The sequence below is a fragment of the Marinomonas sp. AWM4_232 genome (genome assembly GCF_056158325.1).
Window position 1 is genome coordinate 3,803,271 of the sequence record NZ_JBSWTA010000001.1, and the last position, 17,092, is coordinate 3,820,362.

At 46.0% G+C, this 17,092-nt stretch carries 18 protein-coding genes; 6 read left to right on the forward strand and 12 right to left on the reverse strand.

Annotated elements, in window-relative coordinates; translation table 11 throughout:
- Nucleotides 1-20: 20 nt before the first annotated feature.
- Complete coding sequence (rcnR, locus tag ACXAC1_RS18005) at nt 21-293, reverse strand: Ni(II)/Co(II)-binding transcriptional repressor RcnR (RefSeq protein WP_133559491.1); 273 nt, start codon at nt 291-293, stop codon at nt 21-23.
- Between the two features lie 131 nt (nt 294-424).
- On the opposite strand from rcnR, the gene ACXAC1_RS18010 reads away from it, so the two are divergent.
- Complete coding sequence (locus ACXAC1_RS18010) at nt 425-1,231, forward strand: nickel/cobalt efflux transporter (protein ID WP_475063275.1); 807 nt, start codon at nt 425-427, stop codon at nt 1,229-1,231.
- Here ACXAC1_RS18010 and ACXAC1_RS18015 read toward each other — a convergent pair.
- The gene (locus ACXAC1_RS18015; RefSeq protein WP_475063277.1) at nt 1,220-2,158 is read right to left on the reverse strand and encodes a DMT family transporter; all 939 of its coding nucleotides are present in this window, start codon (nt 2,156-2,158) and stop codon (nt 1,220-1,222) included. The genes ACXAC1_RS18010 and ACXAC1_RS18015 overlap by 12 nt on opposite strands.
- A 100-nt stretch (nt 2,159-2,258) precedes the next feature.
- Between ACXAC1_RS18015 and ACXAC1_RS18020 the strand changes: the two genes are divergently transcribed.
- A complete protein-coding gene (locus ACXAC1_RS18020; protein WP_475063278.1) occupies nt 2,259-2,831 on the forward strand; it encodes a helix-turn-helix domain-containing protein in 573 nt (190 codons plus the stop codon).
- Between the two features lie 95 nt (nt 2,832-2,926).
- Here the strand turns inward: ACXAC1_RS18020 and ACXAC1_RS18025 are convergent, their stop codons facing one another.
- The gene (locus ACXAC1_RS18025; protein ID WP_475063280.1) at nt 2,927-3,787 is read right to left on the reverse strand and encodes a DMT family transporter; all 861 of its coding nucleotides are present in this window, start codon (nt 3,785-3,787) and stop codon (nt 2,927-2,929) included.
- A gap of 106 nt (nt 3,788-3,893) precedes the next feature.
- Here ACXAC1_RS18025 and ACXAC1_RS18030 point away from each other — a divergent pair, with 106 nt between their 5' ends.
- Nucleotides 3,894-4,781 (forward strand): LysR family transcriptional regulator, encoded by an 888-nt coding sequence (locus ACXAC1_RS18030; RefSeq protein WP_475063282.1) that lies wholly within the window; start codon nt 3,894-3,896, stop codon nt 4,779-4,781.
- Nucleotides 4,782-4,805: 24 nt separating this feature from the next.
- Here the strand turns inward: ACXAC1_RS18030 and ACXAC1_RS18035 are convergent, their stop codons facing one another.
- Genes ACXAC1_RS18035 through ACXAC1_RS18045 form a run of 3 tightly spaced genes read right to left on the reverse strand, consistent with a single transcriptional unit; the run spans nt 4,806 to nt 7,222 of the window.
- Nucleotides 4,806-5,726 carry a PDC sensor domain-containing protein gene (locus ACXAC1_RS18035; protein ID WP_475063283.1) on the reverse strand — a complete coding sequence of 307 codons (921 nt, stop codon included), beginning with the start codon at nt 5,724-5,726 and terminating at the stop codon, nt 4,806-4,808.
- A gap of 34 nt (nt 5,727-5,760) precedes the next feature.
- Nucleotides 5,761-6,051 (reverse strand): proline racemase family protein, encoded by a 291-nt coding sequence (locus tag ACXAC1_RS18040; RefSeq protein WP_475063854.1) that lies wholly within the window; start codon nt 6,049-6,051, stop codon nt 5,761-5,763.
- A 25-nt stretch (nt 6,052-6,076) separates the two neighbouring features.
- Nucleotides 6,077-7,222 (reverse strand): aminotransferase-like domain-containing protein, encoded by a 1,146-nt coding sequence (locus tag ACXAC1_RS18045; RefSeq protein WP_475063284.1) that lies wholly within the window; start codon nt 7,220-7,222, stop codon nt 6,077-6,079.
- Between the two features lie 132 nt (nt 7,223-7,354).
- On the opposite strand from ACXAC1_RS18045, the gene ACXAC1_RS18050 reads away from it, so the two are divergent.
- Nucleotides 7,355-8,236 (forward strand): AraC family transcriptional regulator, encoded by an 882-nt coding sequence (locus ACXAC1_RS18050; protein WP_475063286.1) that lies wholly within the window; start codon nt 7,355-7,357, stop codon nt 8,234-8,236.
- A 48-nt stretch (nt 8,237-8,284) separates the two neighbouring features.
- Here the strand turns inward: ACXAC1_RS18050 and ACXAC1_RS18055 are convergent, their stop codons facing one another.
- Complete coding sequence (locus ACXAC1_RS18055) at nt 8,285-10,480, reverse strand: OsmC domain/YcaO domain-containing protein (RefSeq protein WP_475063288.1); 2,196 nt, start codon at nt 10,478-10,480, stop codon at nt 8,285-8,287.
- A 106-nt stretch (nt 10,481-10,586) separates the two neighbouring features.
- Nucleotides 10,587-10,793: a hypothetical protein gene (locus tag ACXAC1_RS18060; RefSeq protein WP_475063290.1), complete on the reverse strand. Its 207-nt coding sequence runs from the start codon at nt 10,791-10,793 to the stop codon at nt 10,587-10,589.
- On the opposite strand from ACXAC1_RS18060, the gene ACXAC1_RS18065 reads away from it, so the two are divergent.
- Nucleotides 10,792-10,998: a hypothetical protein gene (locus tag ACXAC1_RS18065; protein ID WP_475063292.1), complete on the forward strand. Its 207-nt coding sequence runs from the start codon at nt 10,792-10,794 to the stop codon at nt 10,996-10,998. The two genes, ACXAC1_RS18060 and ACXAC1_RS18065, sit on opposite strands and share 2 nt — an antisense overlap.
- Here the strand turns inward: ACXAC1_RS18065 and ACXAC1_RS18070 are convergent.
- Nucleotides 10,982-11,752: a sulfite exporter TauE/SafE family protein gene (locus ACXAC1_RS18070; protein WP_475063294.1), complete on the reverse strand. Its 771-nt coding sequence runs from the start codon at nt 11,750-11,752 to the stop codon at nt 10,982-10,984. The genes ACXAC1_RS18065 and ACXAC1_RS18070 overlap by 17 nt on opposite strands.
- 111 nt (nt 11,753-11,863) lie before the next feature.
- Between ACXAC1_RS18070 and ACXAC1_RS18075 the strand changes: the two genes are divergently transcribed.
- Nucleotides 11,864-12,727 carry a LysR family transcriptional regulator gene (locus tag ACXAC1_RS18075; protein WP_475063296.1) on the forward strand — a complete coding sequence of 288 codons (864 nt, stop codon included), beginning with the start codon at nt 11,864-11,866 and terminating at the stop codon, nt 12,725-12,727.
- Nucleotides 12,728-12,806: 79 nt separating this feature from the next.
- Here the strand turns inward: ACXAC1_RS18075 and ACXAC1_RS18080 are convergent, their stop codons facing one another.
- From ACXAC1_RS18080 to purU, 3 genes are all read right to left on the reverse strand, one after another.
- Nucleotides 12,807-13,646, reverse strand: coding sequence for a tetrahydrofolate dehydrogenase/cyclohydrolase catalytic domain-containing protein (locus tag ACXAC1_RS18080; RefSeq protein WP_475063299.1), 840 nt, complete (start codon nt 13,644-13,646; stop codon nt 12,807-12,809).
- A 70-nt stretch (nt 13,647-13,716) separates the two neighbouring features.
- Nucleotides 13,717-16,167 (reverse strand): GcvT family protein, encoded by a 2,451-nt coding sequence (locus ACXAC1_RS18085; RefSeq protein ID WP_475063301.1) that lies wholly within the window; start codon nt 16,165-16,167, stop codon nt 13,717-13,719.
- 50 nt (nt 16,168-16,217) lie between these two features.
- Nucleotides 16,218-17,075, reverse strand: a complete 858-nt coding sequence (gene purU / locus ACXAC1_RS18090; protein WP_475063302.1) for a formyltetrahydrofolate deformylase — start codon at nt 17,073-17,075, stop codon at nt 16,218-16,220.
- Nucleotides 17,076-17,092 lie beyond the last annotated feature (17 nt).

Below are 17,092 nucleotides of genomic sequence, written 5' to 3' on the forward strand. Positions count from 1 at the left end.
GGTTAAGGGGCGTTACATAGTTACTTAATGTAAGAATCCAATACCTTTAGGATGACTTGCATATCCTGTTCGCGTTTTTGAGCGTCTTCTTGCTCAGCGATGTGTTCCACCAAATGCCCTTTGATCAGCTCACGCATCACGCCATTCACCGCACCTTTTACTGCGGCCACTTGTTGTAATACGGCTTCACATTCGCCATCTTCCTCTAGCATTTTTTTCAAACCATTCATTTGGCCTTGGATCTTACTAACACGTGCAAGCAACTTCTTTTTGTCTTTTATCGTATGCGACATAGCCAAACCTATTGATGAATGAATAGTGCCTATTGTACTGGCAAAGATAGCAGGATAATTATACTCCCCCATAGTATTTTATACTAAGGGGGAGTATAGTTTTCTCAACATTTACTTTAAAAGACTTTTCTATGGACTTTGTTTCACTTCTACAAAATGGCAATGCATGGCTCTATATCCCTAGCGCGATCCTGTTGGGGGCTTTGCATGGCTTAGAGCCTGGTCACTCAAAAACTATGATGGCGGCTTTCATTGTTGCGATTCACGGCACCGTCAAACAAGCCATTATGCTCGGATTGGCGGCGACGATTTCACATACATTGGTAGTTTGGTTGATTGCTTTGGGCGGTTTATATGTCAGTAATCAACTCACCGCCACCCATGTTGAACCATGGATTCAGTTGCTCTCAGGCGGGATTGTGTTGATCATGGGTAGCTGGATGATTTGGCGAACTCAGCGAAGTCATGCACATCATCACCATCATTCACATGACCATGACCATGACCATGACCATGACCATGACCACCACGATCATAGCCATGAGCCAGAGGAAATCTACTTTGATGAGCATGAGCGTGCCCATGCAATGGAAATCAAACAACGTTTTGAAAACAAGCCTGCGACTAACCTGCAGATCCTTATTTTTGGCCTAACTGGAGGGCTTATTCCATGCCCTGCCGCGGTGACAGTGCTTTTGATCTGTCTTCAATTGAAAGAAGTAGCCCTTGGTTCAACCATGGTTTTGTCTTTCAGCATAGGACTGGCTCTGACATTAGTATCGGTCGGAGTCATTGCCGCGATTGGCGCTCGTAAAGCCCAGCAACGCTGGTCAGGGCTAAACAGCATTGCGACGCGTGCGCCCTATCTATCAGGCGCACTGATCTGTGTTGTCGGCGTTTACATGTGCTGGCATGGTGCCAGCGTACTATTTTTCTAATGCGTCTTTGATTTGCTCTGCAGGGGTTTCGATCAAGGTTTTTTTTCGCTTTGGTCGAAGCTCACTTAGCAATAGTCCAATCACTACCAATACGCCGCCTAGTAGTGCCATCGCAGGTAGTCGCTCCCCTGCTATACGTCCAATGATGCCAGCCCAGACAGGCTCACCCGCATAGATAATAGCGGCGGTAGAAGAATCCACACTGCGTTGTGCCCAGTTCATAGTGAGCTGAATACAAGCGCTGGCCAAACTCAACCCACCAATGATGCCCACTAACGCCCAAGAGAACTCAGGAAGCTCTGTTTCACCGACGATTGGCATGCTGATAAAGGCAAACACCGCTGCAAAGAACAATTGTAAGATCGTGACGTTTTTAAGGTTCACGTTGGGGGCAAAGTGACTAATTAAAATAATCTCAATCGCCAGCGCGATGGTGCTGAGTGCCGTGATGATGTGACCAAAATTCATAGTTTGAGAACTGGAGCCACCGCCAGACAACACCACCAACCCCATAAAGGCGACCAAGGCACCGATACAGGTCATGTAATGGGGGACCTTTTTGAACACCAGAAACAAGATAAATGGCACCAAAGGAACATACAGAGCCGTAATAAACGCCGACTCACTACTGGTGATGTACTGCATACCCACGGTCTGTGCGCCGTAGCCTCCTGTAATGGACAAACCAATGGCCATGGCCGCTATTAAATCGGCTTTGGTGGTGCGTTTTAGCGACTGATAGGACAACAGCCCAATCGCCAAAGCGGCTACAAGAAACCGGCACGCCACAAAAAACATGGGAGAGCTCAAAGTCAGACCAAATTTCACCACCACAAACGTCCCACCCCAGACCACTGTTACCATAAGCAAAGCGGTTTTAGGGCCTATCCAACGTGCCAACCATGGCAATACTGTGTTTTGAAACATAGCTGTTAACTCTTATTGATTTGTGTAATATAGTGCACAAATTAACACTCATTCGCGTATTGTGCAATATAATGCACATGCAATTTTTATGGAGTTTGCTTTGTCCGACTCACACCCTGCCGAAACTCCTGCTGTCTTGGAGTTCGTCGCTGAAAATGTAAAGCGCCTACGTAACGAGCGCCAATTGACCCAGCAACAACTGGCCGACCAATCTGAGGTTAGCCGCAGAATGGTGGCAGCTATTGAAAATGGACAAGCCAACATCAGCCTCGCAAAATTAAACCAATTGGCCATGGTACTTGGCGTGACGTTCTCTGAAATTGTTCGCCCTGCTATCGATAACACGACTCAGCCAGAGCAGATTCTGACTTGGAAAGGTGCGAAAGCGGGCAGCGAAGCATATTTAGGCTGCTCAGTCATCTCGCAAAATGAAGTGGAACTGTGGTCATGGAAACTCGCTGCCGACGACTTTTACCAAGCAGAGCCAGACCCACAAGGCTTCTATGAAATGCTCTATATCATCGAAGGTGTTTTACATCTAGAGCTTAGCGATCAAACCCATATCCTTCAGGCGGGGCAATCTATCAGCTACCCGAGTGATCAACACTATCGCTATGTTAATCAACAATCCTCCCCTACTCGCTTTATCCGTAATGCAGTTGTGGTGAGGTAAAATGACTTTATTATTTAGATTAAAAATTGAACAACTCTCTCAACTACGGCTTTTCAACTTTTTGCTCTGTAGGTTTCACTGTAAAAATGTGACATTTATGCATCCGAGACTTTTAATGTTCTCGCTGTCACCGCTGCGATAATTAGCCCGCCGCCAATCAAGACACTCATGGTTGGCACAGTACCTAATAGCGCCGCAAATAGAATCGCCCAAACTGGTTCAAGGGTAATCACAACCGCGGCTTTGGACGATGGCACAGATTGCAGTGCTTTGGTGAGTACTGTGTAAGCAACGCCTGTGCATAAGAAGCCAATCACGATTAGTGAAATAACATCGTCTGCACTAATGGCTGGCAAAGAGCTGATGCCAAATGGCAGCGCGAATAATCCACAGCTGACAAACTGTACCCACGATGATTGTATCGCCGAGCCTTTTACGGACACTCGTTGGTTGTAAACCAGTATGACCGCATAGGAAGCCCCCGAAGCAATTGCCCAAGCCAATGCCAGCAGACTGTCGGAATCTAGAAAGCTATCGAGTGATAAGATGGATAAGCCTAAGATAATGACGCTAATACAGAGCCATTCGTATTTAGAAATAATAGTCCCGTAGAGTGTTTTATTGATAAGTGCGACAAACACTGGGAAACAAGCAAAGCCCAATGTCCCCACGGCGATTCCCGCTTCTATTACGCCGATGAAAAAACACAGCCAGTGCAAAGCCAAAAGCCCACCGAGTGTAATTAAATGCCCCCACTCCTTTACACTCAGCCTGCGCCACTGATTCTTCTTGAAGAACGCCAACACCAGACCCAATGCTAACGCCGCCAGCAGAGCCCTCATGGCAACAATATTGGTTACAGAGACCTCCATGTTTTTCGCAAACACGGCCGATAACGCAAATAACGCTGTGCTCAAATGAACCAGTAAAACTGCGTGATTTTTCGTTGCTTTCATTTAGCACTCCCTAAAAAAGTGACAATAGCAGCGTTTTTTCGTCCCGTAAAATGCATAATACAGCCATACTCTACCCGAAAATCGAATAGCTAAATGGACCTTCATTGTGAATGTGGAACGAGATTTAGAAATCCAATGGTTAAGAACCTTTAAATCGGTGGCCCAAACGGGCTCCATGACCAAGTCCAGCACTCTGCTGAATCGGTCCCAATCTGCCATCAGCATGCACATTAAAAACTTAGAATCCGTTCTAGAAGGCGAGTTATTTCACCGAGAAATCCGACGCCTCACATTGACCACTTTAGGGCAAGAATTTTTGATCCATGCTGACAATATTCTAAAAGCCCATCGCTCTGCCATTGTCATGGCGAAAGAACAAGACCTGACGGGGAAAATCAGCTTGGGCATTCCAGACGACTATGCGGTGAGTTTCTTTCCGGCCATATTAAGAGCTATAAATGAGGCCTACCCTCAAATCGAAATTAGTTTTGTCTGCGAACCCTCCACGACTCTTGTTCCGCGGATCGCAAAAGGTGAAATAGACATCGGCATCATTACCCAAGACAAAGCCGATAGAGGTGTAAAAATAGCGGCCGTGCCACTTGTCTGGGCTGGCTACATTCCTTACCAATGGGATGAAACCAAACCCCTTCCTGTCGCTATGTATGAATTTGGCAGCGAAGCACGCAAGAAAATCACCGGAGTTCTCGATCAATTAAAAGGCGGTTATAAGATCATTTACAGCAGCGCCTACATTGCAGGTCAGATCGCCGCCGCACAAAGCGGCATAGCGCTATCCATGTTAACCAAATGCTCTGTACCTGAACGCTTACCACTGGTTAGCCATAAGGCACTGCCAACACTGCCCGCTCTGGAGATAGCAGTATTCAAAAGCCCAGCAGAAGATAAGCGCTCCGCCCTGGTCGATTTGATCGAAGAGCTGATAATAAAAACACCGTTTAATGGTGACTACTCTTTTAATGCTCAGACCTAATCAGGGTTTGAGCGTTGCCTCATATCAACTGTCTTCTCGGCTTAATCTTAAATACGCACCAAGCCCCGCTAACAAACCAACTCCTGAAAGCAGCATCCACACACCAAATTGAATATTCTGCACGTTCGCGCTCAACACCGATTTAAACATCAACAACAAGGCTTCAATGGTCACCGCGATAATGATCGCTGACATAAACCGCATAATGGTTCTACGTGAAGACTGATAGTGGTTAATGTCTTTACTCGATAGCACTTCCTCTTCGAGAATGGTTTTACCAAGATCAAATATCGCTAACGACAAGGTCAACATGACCACAATGCCAAAGGAAATATCCGGCGCGCTGCGTTGCTCATCAAATACATTTAAGAAGCTATAGAACGATGCACCAAGCAACCAGATGGCAACCCCAATGAGCGAGGCACCAATCAAGGCATATATGCTCTGAAAGAAGGGATGTAATGAATTTTGACGCACGTTACCTAGCAGGTACGCCACCAACTTAGGCAGATTAAAGTTAATCACCAAGTAGCCTTGATCATTTCCATCTTCGTCCACCAAATGCTGCACCGACGATAATGAAAGCGTGTGCGTCGCTGACGATAAATACGGCGCTGTCACTACCGTTGAATTGGAACTGTTTTGCGCCTCTAAAAAGTAAGGTCGATGACTGCGATCCGCGCCTTTACTGAAATGACGCTTCTTGGCCGCCGTCACACCTTTACTTAAGGCCGTCTCAAACTGCTGAATCCCATGTTGATCGAGACTGTACATCAACTCGATAAACGGATAGGAACGACTCAAATCATGGATTGTCGCAATTTGCTGTTGCTCACTTTTAAGCAATGCCATGGAATCTAAACTGGTAGTGATAGAAGCCAACAGATCTCGTATGGTGCGCTCGTGTTTTCGGTATTTATCAAGTAAAAGGAAGTGATTATGCATTGGAATGAATTCGCTAACTTAATGATTTTATTTTTTATAATTTTAAGTTATTTTCACAATTCACTGAATGAATATATTGATTTATTTTAAAAAAAGCGGTGCTACCTAAAGCATCACCACCATTGGCACTAAGCCAGTACCCAACAGCACGGTTGAAACACAGATACTGTTTGAACCTGGCATGGGGAGTATCTTCTGGCTCCATAATGATCCACGCGTAACTTGCTTCAGGGTGCTTAGAAGGCAACAGCAAATTTACATGGCGAAAGACACCGCCACGGGGCTCGTTTAAAACAAAGTTACGCAGTGTCTGATCCTGATGAATCCACTCGCGCTGCTCCCAAAGTGTTTCACCGTTTCGAAAGTGCCTGCGCCATCCTTGATACGGCTTCTTCTAACCGTTCAGGCGTTGCATTGGTAAAGTTTAAACGCAGTGCCGATATGCCTTTCTCAGCAGAATAAAACACGTCACTAGGCACTGTCGCGACACCTTGCTCAATCAAGTATTTTGCTAATGCGAAACTGTCACAATCAGGCAGTGTCAGCCAGACAAACATTCCCCCAGCAACAGGTTGTGCCTGACATCCAAACGGTTCCAGTTGTTCCAAAGCCTTCAGCAAAACTTGATAACGGCCATGGTATAAGTCACACACTTTGGCGATGTGCTGCTTAAATTCTGAATGCTCCAGTAGCCCTAACAACATGGCTTGCGCAGGAACATTAGAATGTAGATCCGCGCCTTGTTTTACCTTGATCAAAGCTTCAATCCATTGAACGGGGCCTGATACAACGCCGATGCGAAGGCCTGGCGAGGCAATTTTTGAAAACGAGCGCAGCACCAACGCTTGATCAGGGCAAAAGCTCGATACCATCGGCAGTGACTCACCAGAAAAGCGCAGCGGTCGATAAGGCGAATCTTCTAAAAGCGTGACGCCATATTCAACACAAAGCTTGGCCACCGCCTGCCGTGTCGCTAAAGACCAGCACACACCAGTTGGGTTATGGAAATCTGGTACGGCATAAAAGAGCTTTGGCTTATCGTTAGCAAAGCATCGTTCCAATGCCTCTAAGTCAGGACCGTCCGCTAACTGTGCAACAGGTAGAATCGAGGCTTGAACAAAATCAAATACCTGCATCGCTCCCAAATAGCTGGGTGCTTCCATTACTACCCCATCACCAGGGTTAATGTAAGCCCGTGCAATTAAGTCCAATCCTTGTTGAGAGCCTGTGGTCACCAGTAGTTTGTGGTGTTCAGGCAACTGGTACAACTGATTTAGATGCTTGACCAGCGGCGCATACCCTTGAGTGGGGCCATATTGAAACAGCGATACGTCGTTGTGTAACTGCGCAATCGTTGGTTTTAGCAATTCAATAGGAAAAGTCTTTTCATCGGGCAGACCACCAGCCAACGAGATCATATCTGGGTCACTGGCAGCGGCAAGGATTTCACGGATAAAAGAAGACTTCATACGATCAAGAGAAACAGCGGTTTGCATGGTTAGGCATCCATTTGTATTGTTTTTGGAAACACTATCCTACAAATTCAAATACAATATTAATTGTCCATTTATGCGGTAGCTTTTGTTCATTTATGCTATTTTTAAGCCTTTCAACTTGGTGAATTGACTATGTCTTCGCACTCTATGCAGCAACATCAGAACCGTATTAATGAAGTCTTGTTCTACATTCACCAAGACATCAGTCGGCCTTTGGGAGCGAAAGAGCTAGCAGAGGTCGCGGCCTACTCTGAACAGCATTTCCATCGTTTATTCAAAAGCGTTGTGGGAGAATCCATTCATCAATACATTCGTCGTGTTCGCATGGAATACGCCGCCAATCAGCTTATGTTCGATAACCACTCCTCTATTATCGATATCGCCAATCGCTGTGGTTTTAGCTCGGCTTCCTCTTTTAACAAGGCGTTTAAAAGCACCTTCCACTGTGCGCCATCGGCTTGGCGACAACAAGAAAGTCCGACGTTGGAAAAGCCCTACCTAAAAGACCCTGATGTGGCGCGAGGCTATGAGTCCGTCGCCAGTTGCCCGCTTCCCACACCACGTATTCAAGAATGTCCTGCTCGATTAGTCGCCTACAAGCGGCATCAAGGCTATAACCGTTCAATCAAGGAAGCGTGGATAACATTAATGGCTTGGGCCAATGCAGAACAGCGCGATACGGATAAACAATTTGGTTTGCATCATTCTAATCCGGCGTGGGTAGAGCTGGATCAGTGTCGCTATGTGGCGTGTTTAGAAATCGATAGGCCTGTGGCGAGACATTCTGTGGTCAGCCAACTGGTGATACCTGCTGGTTTGCATGCGGTGTTTCGCTTACAGGGAAAATACGGAGAACTGCTACCAAAAATCAGCCAAGTTCTGGAAACTTGGTTGCCCAGCTCGAAGTTTAAACTGCGCTCTACACCAGGCTACGTGCAGTATTATCAAAACCAATTCTTAACCGAAGACGAAAGCTTCGATTTGGAGTTTTACCTGCCAATTAGCTTCTTTTAAGGAAGGTTTATTATCTGAGCGCAATTCCCTTTGCGCTCAGATAAAAGCTTACTTCGATGCCTCAGCGTGCTTCTTTGCACGGTAAGCGTGGAGCTTTTTATAGCTATCGATCAGCTTCAAGTGACGATCTAGCCCTTCAAGTTTCATATTCGTTGGTGCTAGGCCGTAGAACTTGACCGTACCATTCACGGAACCCACTACGTTTTCCATGACTTCTTTGCCAAACATACGGGATAGGTTGGGTAGGAAATCCTCGAGTTCAAGCTCGTCGTCTAGTTCGATTTCCAACACCGCACTGACAGCTTGATAAAACAAACCACGCTCCACGGTATTGTTGTTATAGCTTAGGAATTCCTGCACTTGATCCTTTGCTTCTTCGTGCATTTGCAGCGCGAGGAACAGCAAAAGCTTCAACTCACCTACATCCAACTGGCCCCATGGGGTGTTTTCATCGAACTCAACACCGATCAAGGTACGAATATCGTTGTAGTTATCCAGCTCGCTTTCTTCTAAACGCTCTAGCAATGCTTCCAGCGCTTCGTCGTCCAGTGTGTGAATGTTGAGAATGTCTTCACGGAACAACAAAGCTTTGTTGGTGTTATCCCAAATCAAATCGTCCGCAGGATACACTTCAGAGTAATCTGGCACCAAAATACGACAAGCGTTAGCACCTAGCTCATCGAACACCGCCATGTAGACTTCTTTGCCCATGTCTTCAAGGATGCCCATTAGACCATCGCGCTCTTCTTCTGTGGTGCCTGAGAAATCCCATTCGCAGAATTCGTAATCTGCTTTGGCGCTAAAGAACTTCCAAGAAATCACACCGGTCGAGTCGATAAAGTGCTCAACAAAGTTATTCGGTTCTTGTACTGCGAATGAGTTAAACGTTGGCAGCGGCACATCGTTTAAACCTTCGAAGCTACGGCCTTGCAGCAGTTCAGTTAGGCTTCGCTCTAACGCCACTTCAAAGCTTGGATGCGCGCCAAAGGAGGCAAACACACCACCGGTACGTGGGTTCATCAGCGTCACGTTCATGACAGGGAATTGACCGCCCAAAGACGCGTCTTTCACTACGACAGGGAAACCGTTTTCTTCTAGGCTTTTAATGCCTTCCAAGATACTTGGGTATTTTTCCAAAACCGACATAGGCACATCAGGCAGGACAATTTCTTGCTCGATGATTTGTTTCTTCACAGCACGTTCAAAGATCTCAGACAAACACTGCACCATGGCCTCAGGTAGCGTGTTACCGGCACTCATACCGTTACTTAGGAACAAGTTTTCGATCAGGTTTGATGGGAAGTAGACCGTTTCTTGGTCAGATTGACGCACGTAAGGGATCGCACAAATACCACGCTCGATATTGCCAGAGTTGGTATCGATAAGGTGTGAGCCTTGAAGCTCTTGCTCAGGATCGAAAATGTCCAAGCAGTAATCGTCAAGCAGACCTTGTGGAAGAGAATCGTCTTCGGTCAGCGGGAACCATTTCTCCGTTGGGTAATGCACGAACTCCGCGTTCGCTAATTCTTCACCAAAGTACTGGTCGTTGTAGAAGAAGTTACAGCTAGCGCGCTCAATGAACTCACCTAGCGCAGAACACAACGAACTTTCTTTGGTTGCCCCTTTACCGTTGGTAAAACACATGTGCGACGCGGCATCACGCAGATGAAGAGACCAAACACCAGGCACGATGTTACGCCAAGATGCCACTTCGATCTTCATACCAAGATCTGCCAATAGACCAGACATATTGGCGATGGTATCTTCTAGCGGTAGATCTTTACCCAAAATCACCGTTTTCTCAGCACCGTCAGGTCGCGCCATCGCCATTAGCGACGCACCTGCGTCTAAGTCCTCAACGGTTTCGATCTTAAATTCAGGGCCTTCTTGTACTACCTTTTTAACAGTACAACGCTCAATAGAACGTAAAATGCCTTGGCGATCTTTATCGCTGATGTACTCAGGCAACTCGACTTGAATTTGGAAAATCTGGTTGTAACGGTTTTCAGGATCGACAATATTATTTTGCGATAGGCGAATATCCTCAGTAGGGATATCACGGGCCTTACAATAAACCTTTACGAAATAGGCAGCACAGAGCGCAGACGAAGCCAAGAAGTAATCAAATGGGCTGGGCGCAGAACCATCCCCTTTGTAACGAATGGGTTGATCCGCTACGACTGTAAAGTCGTCGAACTTGGCTTCTAAGCGAAGATTGTCTAAAAAATTTACCTTGATTTCCATGCTGGACCTCTAACTCAATATGGCGCGAAGTCTAACATTATTTACTGCGCGTATCGTCCAACTTGCACGGCAAAACTAAGATATTTTTACGGATCTCACTAAACCATTATGTCAAAAAGTAGCGTGCGCCGTGAAGCTCAACTAACCCTCGATACAACAGGTAATCAAGTGCTTTGATCACCTCCTGAGGCGGTCGAACAAGCTTCTGAGCTAAGGCGCTAGATGTTTGTTCCTCTTCTAACGCTAACAACAACAGCTTTTGTTGTAATGCATCATCCGATGAATGGTTTATTTTGAAAGCGATGGCTGACATGACGTTTCTCCCTGAATGTCTCTCGACGGCGTATGTCGACTTTGCAATCGCTCAGTTGCCCAGAGCAACAACAAAGCGTTGTATAAACCGAACACAGAGCAAGCTTGACGTCACTGTGCCAGAGCTAATGATCAGTGCAATTAATCCTGCGTATTCAACCGATACCTCTATTACACGCCAGCAGCCACCTAAGCAGCAGCTGTAAGAATAGACATCCCCATCCGACCTATTAGGAACACTAGCAGCACTAGAAACAGTTTGCGTATTAGGCCACTGCCATATTTCAATGCAACGAAGGTGCCGACGATGGCGCCCATAACGTTACAGGCAGCAATGTAAAAGCCTAGCTGCCACAACATATGGCCAGATGGCACGAAGAACGACAAAGCGGCGATAAAGGTGCCAATATTTAATAGTTTGGAAGAAGCCGCAGCATTGAGAAAGTCGAAACCAAACAGACGTACAAACATGAAAATAAAAAAGCTGCCGCTACCTGGGCCAAATGCACCGTCATAAAAACCAATCATGCCTCCCAGAAAACAGCCTTGCAGGATTTGAAAAGTCCCTAACGTTTTTTCTTGTTGGACTTGCCCTAGTTCCTTGCGCATAAAGGTATAGAAAGCCATTGCTACAAGCAGGACAAATACAAGGTATTTCATAACGTGCGTTGGAATACTGGCAACGGAGTAAGCGCCAATGTAGGCACAAGCAAAAGCACTGAGTAAGCAAGGAATGATCAAACGCCACTGAATTTTGACCCGTTTTAAAAAAGTCAGCGCAGAAGAACCAGTTCCCAAGAGCACCGCCAGTTTGTTAGTACCCAATACCGTTGCTACCGCATGTTGAGGTAACGCGTGCAATAAAGCTGGGATTAATATGAGTCCGCCACCTCCTACCGCGGCATCGATTAACCCACCCAAAAACGAAAAGACTCCCAACATCAATAAATCCACTGTCACGACCGGCTACTCCTCTGATCAACGCAAGATTTACGTTGCAAAGTACGCCACATAAAGGATAAATTAAAGTGACTTATAGAGACTTAATAAATCATTTAAAGTGAGCATTTAATGGAGCTGTCACAGCTAAGAATGTTTAAGACCATTACTGATCTAGGCAGCATTGCTCGGGCTGCAGAAGAACTGCATTGTGTGCCTTCAAACATCACAACACGCATTCGTAAATTAGAAGAAGAGCTGGGGCAAGACTTGTTCGTAAGGCAAGGTCGAGGATTACGGCTTAGTCAGAATGGTCAGGTATTTCTTGAACATGTTAATAAAATATTGATTCAGTGCGATGCTGCCAAACAAAGCATGCAGCAAGACATCCGCCCTACTGGACTATTCAAACTCGGCGCTATTGAATCCTCTGCCATGAGTCGCTTGCCAAGTTTGCTGGCCGCTTTTCATCAGGAATACCCCGATGTTCAAATCCAATTTCAGACTGACCGTTGGCCTGTGCTGCAACAAGAAGTACTGAATTTTCGATTGGATGCTGCAGTCATTGCCGCAAAGCCTACTCATCCCAATATAGGCTATGCAGCATTGTACCAAGAGCCACTGATACTCATTGCACCGGCGACACATCCCGCTATTCAATCACCGCAGGATTTAGCTGGACTCGGCTTTTTCATGTGGCCAGCGGGATGTCCTTATCGACAAATACTAGAAGCTTGGACTCAGTCATTAGATATTCCTATCCACATCACTGATATGGCCAGTAATGGCGCTATTTTAGGCTGTGTCAGCGCTGGCGCAGGCCTTGCCATGGTGCCAAAAAGCATTTTTGACCGCTTTATTCAAAAATCAGAAATCCAGCACTATCAGTTTGACGCGCTTACGCCAGTGACGAATTACTTTATTTGGAATAAAAACGTCACCAAACACCCAGCGAAAGAAGCGTTTCTATCGCTGGCGAATGATCTCAGTTTATGAGGCTGATATTCGCTTGCTGAAAGTTATCAATAGACTTATGCTGAACCCTTTGAGCAAGCGTATGATAGGGATAGAAGTGTTATAACTTTCTCTTAGCTGATTCCAAAGTTTGACTAATAAGGGCATTAATCGTCATTGGACCAACGCCACCTGGAACAGGTGTCAGCGCGGCAACACGTTCTTCCAAGCCTTCTTTACCAATGTCACCGATACCACCTGGGTGGTAGCCAGCATCAACGACTACTGCGCCGTCTTTAATCCATTCAGCCTTGATCAATTCAGGCTGTCCCACCGCGCCAATAACGATATCAGCACGTGAAACCTGATCTGCCAAATCTTTGGTACGAGAGTGACAGATTGTAACCGTAGCATTAGCATTAAGTAGCATTGCAGCCATTGGTTTACCCAGTATTGCACTGCGCCCTACCACTACTGCGTTTTTACCTGCAATCTCAATATCATAGTGACGAAGAAGAGTCATGATCCCTGCAGGCGTGGCAGAACCAAATGCAGGAAGTCCCATGCTCATTAAGCCAAAACCTTTTGTCGTCACGCCATCTACGTCTTTTTCAATCGCAATTGAATCAAAACAAGCGCGTTCATCGATCTGAGACGGAACTGGATGCTGCAACAAAATACCGCAAACATTGGCATCGTTATTCAGCTTATCGATCACAGCCAACAACTCTTCTGTCGTTGTCGTATCAGGTAACTCAACAGCTTGAGATCCCATGCCAACACGCTTACACGCATTTTGTTTCATCTTAACGTACGTCGCTGAAGCAGGATCAGCACCTACAAGGATAGTCGCTAGTACAGGTTGGCCCTGACCGCTTTCCACCAAAGAATCTGTTTCAGCTTTAAGCGACACTTCACGACTAGCCGCCAGTTTTTTTCCATCTAAAATCAATGCAGACATTGCAAACACCATCCCCTAAATCAGATTAAAACACGCTAAGCCGAGTGGCTTAGCGTTTAACAAAGCGATATCAACACTTAATATTTTCCATTGCTGGATCGTAGAACGAACGCAAAGACGGCGTTACCTTATAACGTTTGCACTCTACTTCAATCTCAAACTCGCTTGCTTCTAGCCAGTCCTTATTTACGCCGTCTAGGTTATTTATATATCCCATAGCAACCGTAGCCCCGACGGTGTGTCCAAACATACCAGCTGTAGTACGACCAACAATCTTACCATTGGCATAAATAGGCTCTTCGTGATAACAAAGAGGCGCTGGATCATCAAACTTAAACGCTACAAAGCGTTTAGTTAATGGCCCTTGCTCTTTCTGCTTTAACAGAGCCTCTTTACCTATGAATCCACCTTCTTTGTTGAAGTCGGAAGCAAAACCTAAACCAGCTTCAAGTGGTGTATCTTCATCGGTAATGTCATGTCCCCAGTGGCGGTAACATTTTTCCATACGTAGCGAGTTCATTGTGTGGTAGCCATAAGGGCGAATACCAAACTCTTCACCTGCTTTGAACACCGCATCGTATACGGACGGCGCATATTCTGTTGGAATATAAAGCTCCCAACCTAGCTCACCTACGTATGTAATACGAGAAGCGCGAACCACTGCATAACCCAATTCAATCTCTCGGGATGTAGCAAACGGGAAGCCTTCATTTGATAGGTCGTCACGCGTAAGTTTGCTTAACGTTTCGCGAGATTTTGGTCCCATCACAGTCACAACCGCATATGCAGACGTGACATCGGTAATAACAACAAACGCGTCGTCAGGCTTGTTGCGTTTTAGCCAGTCCATGTCGCGGGTCTGACATGCAACACCTGAGACAATAAGGTATTTGTCTTGAGCCAAACGAGTAACGGTAACGTCAGCCTCGATTCCACCTCGATCATTCAACCACTGCGTGTATACCATCTTACCGACTGGCACTGCGACATTGTTTGAACAGATACGGTTCAAGAAGCGCTCTGCATCGGGTCCTTCAACCTGATATTTACAGAATGAGCTTTGATCGATTACGCCTACCGCGTTACGAACAGCTTCATGTTCTTGTTTGTTGTTTTCGAACCAGTTTTGACGACCGAAAGAATACTCATAAGAAGGATCTTGGCCTTCGTTCGCAAACCAGTTAGCACGTTCCCAACCATTTTCAGATCCGAATACAGCACCTTGAGCTTTTAGTTGGTCATGTAGAACAGAACGACGTACGCCACGAGACGTTTTGTATTGCTTAAATGGGTAATGAGTTTCGTACAATAGGCCAAGTGTTTCTGTCGTACGCTCTTCCAAGTACCCTTGTGTGCCTTGGAAAGGCATATTACGACGAATATCAACATCCCAAAGGTCGCGTGGTGCATGACCTTTATGGATCCATTCCGCCAACATTTTACCTGCGCCACCTGCAGATTGAATGCCTACGGAGTTGAAGCCAGCGGCCACAAAATAATTACGTAATTCAGGGGCTTCACCCAAATGGTAACGGTCATCTGGCGTAAACGACTCAGGGCCGTTAAAGAAAACTTGCAAACCCGTTTCCATCAGTTTTGGAACACGGTGCATTGCCGCTTCTAGATAAGGTTCTAGGTGATCGAAGTCTTCCGGCAATTCGTCAAAGAAGAAATCTTCTGGGATACCTTTCATCCCCCAAGGCTTTGCATTTGGCTCGAACATACCGACAAGCAACTTACCTGCATCTTCTTTGTAGTAGCAGTAACCGTCCATATCACGCAGTGTTGGTAGACCGTGCGTTAGGTCTGGCATATTTTCAGTTACAACATAGAAGTGCTCTGCTGCATGTAGAGGAACGTTAACACCTGCTTTCTTACCGAATTCACGCGCCCACATACCAGCACAGTTGACGACGTATTCTGCATCAATATCACCTTGTTCAGTGATAACGCCTGCCACTTTACCGTCACGAATCTTCATATCTAGCACTTTAACGCCTTCAATGATCTGTGCTCCGCCCATACGGGCGCCTTTAGCTAAAGCCTGCGTTACATCGACTGGGCTGGCCATCCCATCTTCAGGTAAGTGAATTGCACCAAACATGTCATCTATGTTTAGCAAAGGCCATAGCTCTTTTGCTTGATCAGGATCGATCACATCACAAGGGAAGCCACACACTTTCGCCATGGAGGCACCGCGTTTTAACTCAGAAAAACGTTCTTTGTTTGTAGCTATTGTCAAAGAACCATTGCGAACAAAGCCAGTTGCCTGGCCTGTTTCAGCTTGCAATTGCTCGTACAAACTCGCGCTGTAGTTGGCAAGCATGGACATGTTGTACGTTGCGCGTAGCGTTGGTACAAGACCAGCCGCGTGCCACGTCGTGCCACAAGTAAGCTGACGACGTTCTAGCAGAACAACATCTGTCATACCAAGTTTTGTTAGGTGGTATGCAACACTGGAGCCAATCACACCGCCACCTACAATTACTACCTGCGCAGAAGAAGGTATTTTCTTAGTCATAGTCTTTTCCTCGATGCCCAACATGGCGGGCGTAATTCACTGAGCTGTTTCTATCTGAATACTACTGTCTTATTTCCATGCACTAAGACGCGATCTTCAAGGTGATCACGTAAGCCTCGTGCCAGCACAGTTTTTTCTACATCTTTACCTAGACGAACCAAGTCATCCACTTTGTCGCTGTGCGATACTCGAACAACGTCTTGATCAATAATTGGTCCTTCATCCAGCTGCTCAGTCACATAGTGACATGTTGCACCGATTAACTTTACCCCACGACGAGACGCTTGATGGTAAGGGCGTGCACCGATGAAAGATGGCAAGAAACTATGGTGTATATTGATAACTTTGTGACGCAGCTTTTCACATAGAGACTGCGGAAGAATCTGCATATAACGGGCAAGAACAACACAATCAGCTTGGTATTCTTCGATCAGGCCTTCAACTTGTGCAAAGCCAGGTGCTTTATCTTCTTTTTGAATCACAACGTGGTGAAAAGGAATACCGTACCACTCAACTAAACCGCGCATGTCTTCATGGTTAGAAATTACGCAAGGAATATCGCATTTAAGGTCACCGCTTTTCCAACGATCAAGCAAATCGGAAAGACAATGGCTGCCTTTACTCGCCATGATCACTACGCGTTTTGGCTTAGCGGTATCAATCACCTGAAGGTTCATATTGAACTCAGCCTTGAGATCGGCAAGCTTCTCTTCAAGCTCATTCAATTCAAAAGGTAAAGAGTCGGCTCTAACTTCGAATCGAGAAAAAAAGCGATTACTTTCTTCATCAGAATGATGCGATGCTTCATCAATCCAGCCGCCATTGGACGTAATCACTTCACCTACGCGAGTGACAATGCCAACTTGATCGGGGCAATCTAACAGTATTCGGTACAATCGATTTGTCATTCTATTTATCTCCTGCT

Coding starts and splice junctions, on each gene's coding strand:
- ACXAC1_RS18085 (WP_475063301.1), bottom strand. CDS start 16,167: ATGACTAAGAAAATACCTTCTTCTGCGCAGGTAGTAATTGTAGGTGGC.
- ACXAC1_RS18025 (WP_475063280.1), bottom strand. CDS start 3,787: ATGAAAGCAACGAAAAATCACGCAGTTTTACTGGTTCATTTGAGCACA.
- ACXAC1_RS18080 (WP_475063299.1), bottom strand. CDS start 13,646: ATGTCTGCATTGATTTTAGATGGAAAAAAACTGGCGGCTAGTCGTGAA.
- ACXAC1_RS18015 (WP_475063277.1), bottom strand. CDS start 2,158: ATGTTTCAAAACACAGTATTGCCATGGTTGGCACGTTGGATAGGCCCT.
- ACXAC1_RS18055 (WP_475063288.1), bottom strand. CDS start 10,480: ATGGAAATCAAGGTAAATTTTTTAGACAATCTTCGCTTAGAAGCCAAG.
- ACXAC1_RS18065 (WP_475063292.1), top strand. CDS start 10,792: ATGACGTTTCTCCCTGAATGTCTCTCGACGGCGTATGTCGACTTTGCA.
- ACXAC1_RS18075 (WP_475063296.1), top strand. CDS start 11,864: ATGGAGCTGTCACAGCTAAGAATGTTTAAGACCATTACTGATCTAGGC.
- ACXAC1_RS18035 (WP_475063283.1), bottom strand. CDS start 5,726: ATGCATAATCACTTCCTTTTACTTGATAAATACCGAAAACACGAGCGC.
- ACXAC1_RS18010 (WP_475063275.1), top strand. CDS start 425: ATGGACTTTGTTTCACTTCTACAAAATGGCAATGCATGGCTCTATATC.
- ACXAC1_RS18060 (WP_475063290.1), bottom strand. CDS start 10,793: ATGTCAGCCATCGCTTTCAAAATAAACCATTCATCGGATGATGCATTA.
- ACXAC1_RS18050 (WP_475063286.1), top strand. CDS start 7,355: ATGTCTTCGCACTCTATGCAGCAACATCAGAACCGTATTAATGAAGTC.
- purU (WP_475063302.1), bottom strand. CDS start 17,075: ATGACAAATCGATTGTACCGAATACTGTTAGATTGCCCCGATCAAGTT.
- rcnR (WP_133559491.1), bottom strand. CDS start 293: ATGTCGCATACGATAAAAGACAAAAAGAAGTTGCTTGCACGTGTTAGT.
- ACXAC1_RS18045 (WP_475063284.1), bottom strand. CDS start 7,222: ATGCAAACCGCTGTTTCTCTTGATCGTATGAAGTCTTCTTTTATCCGT.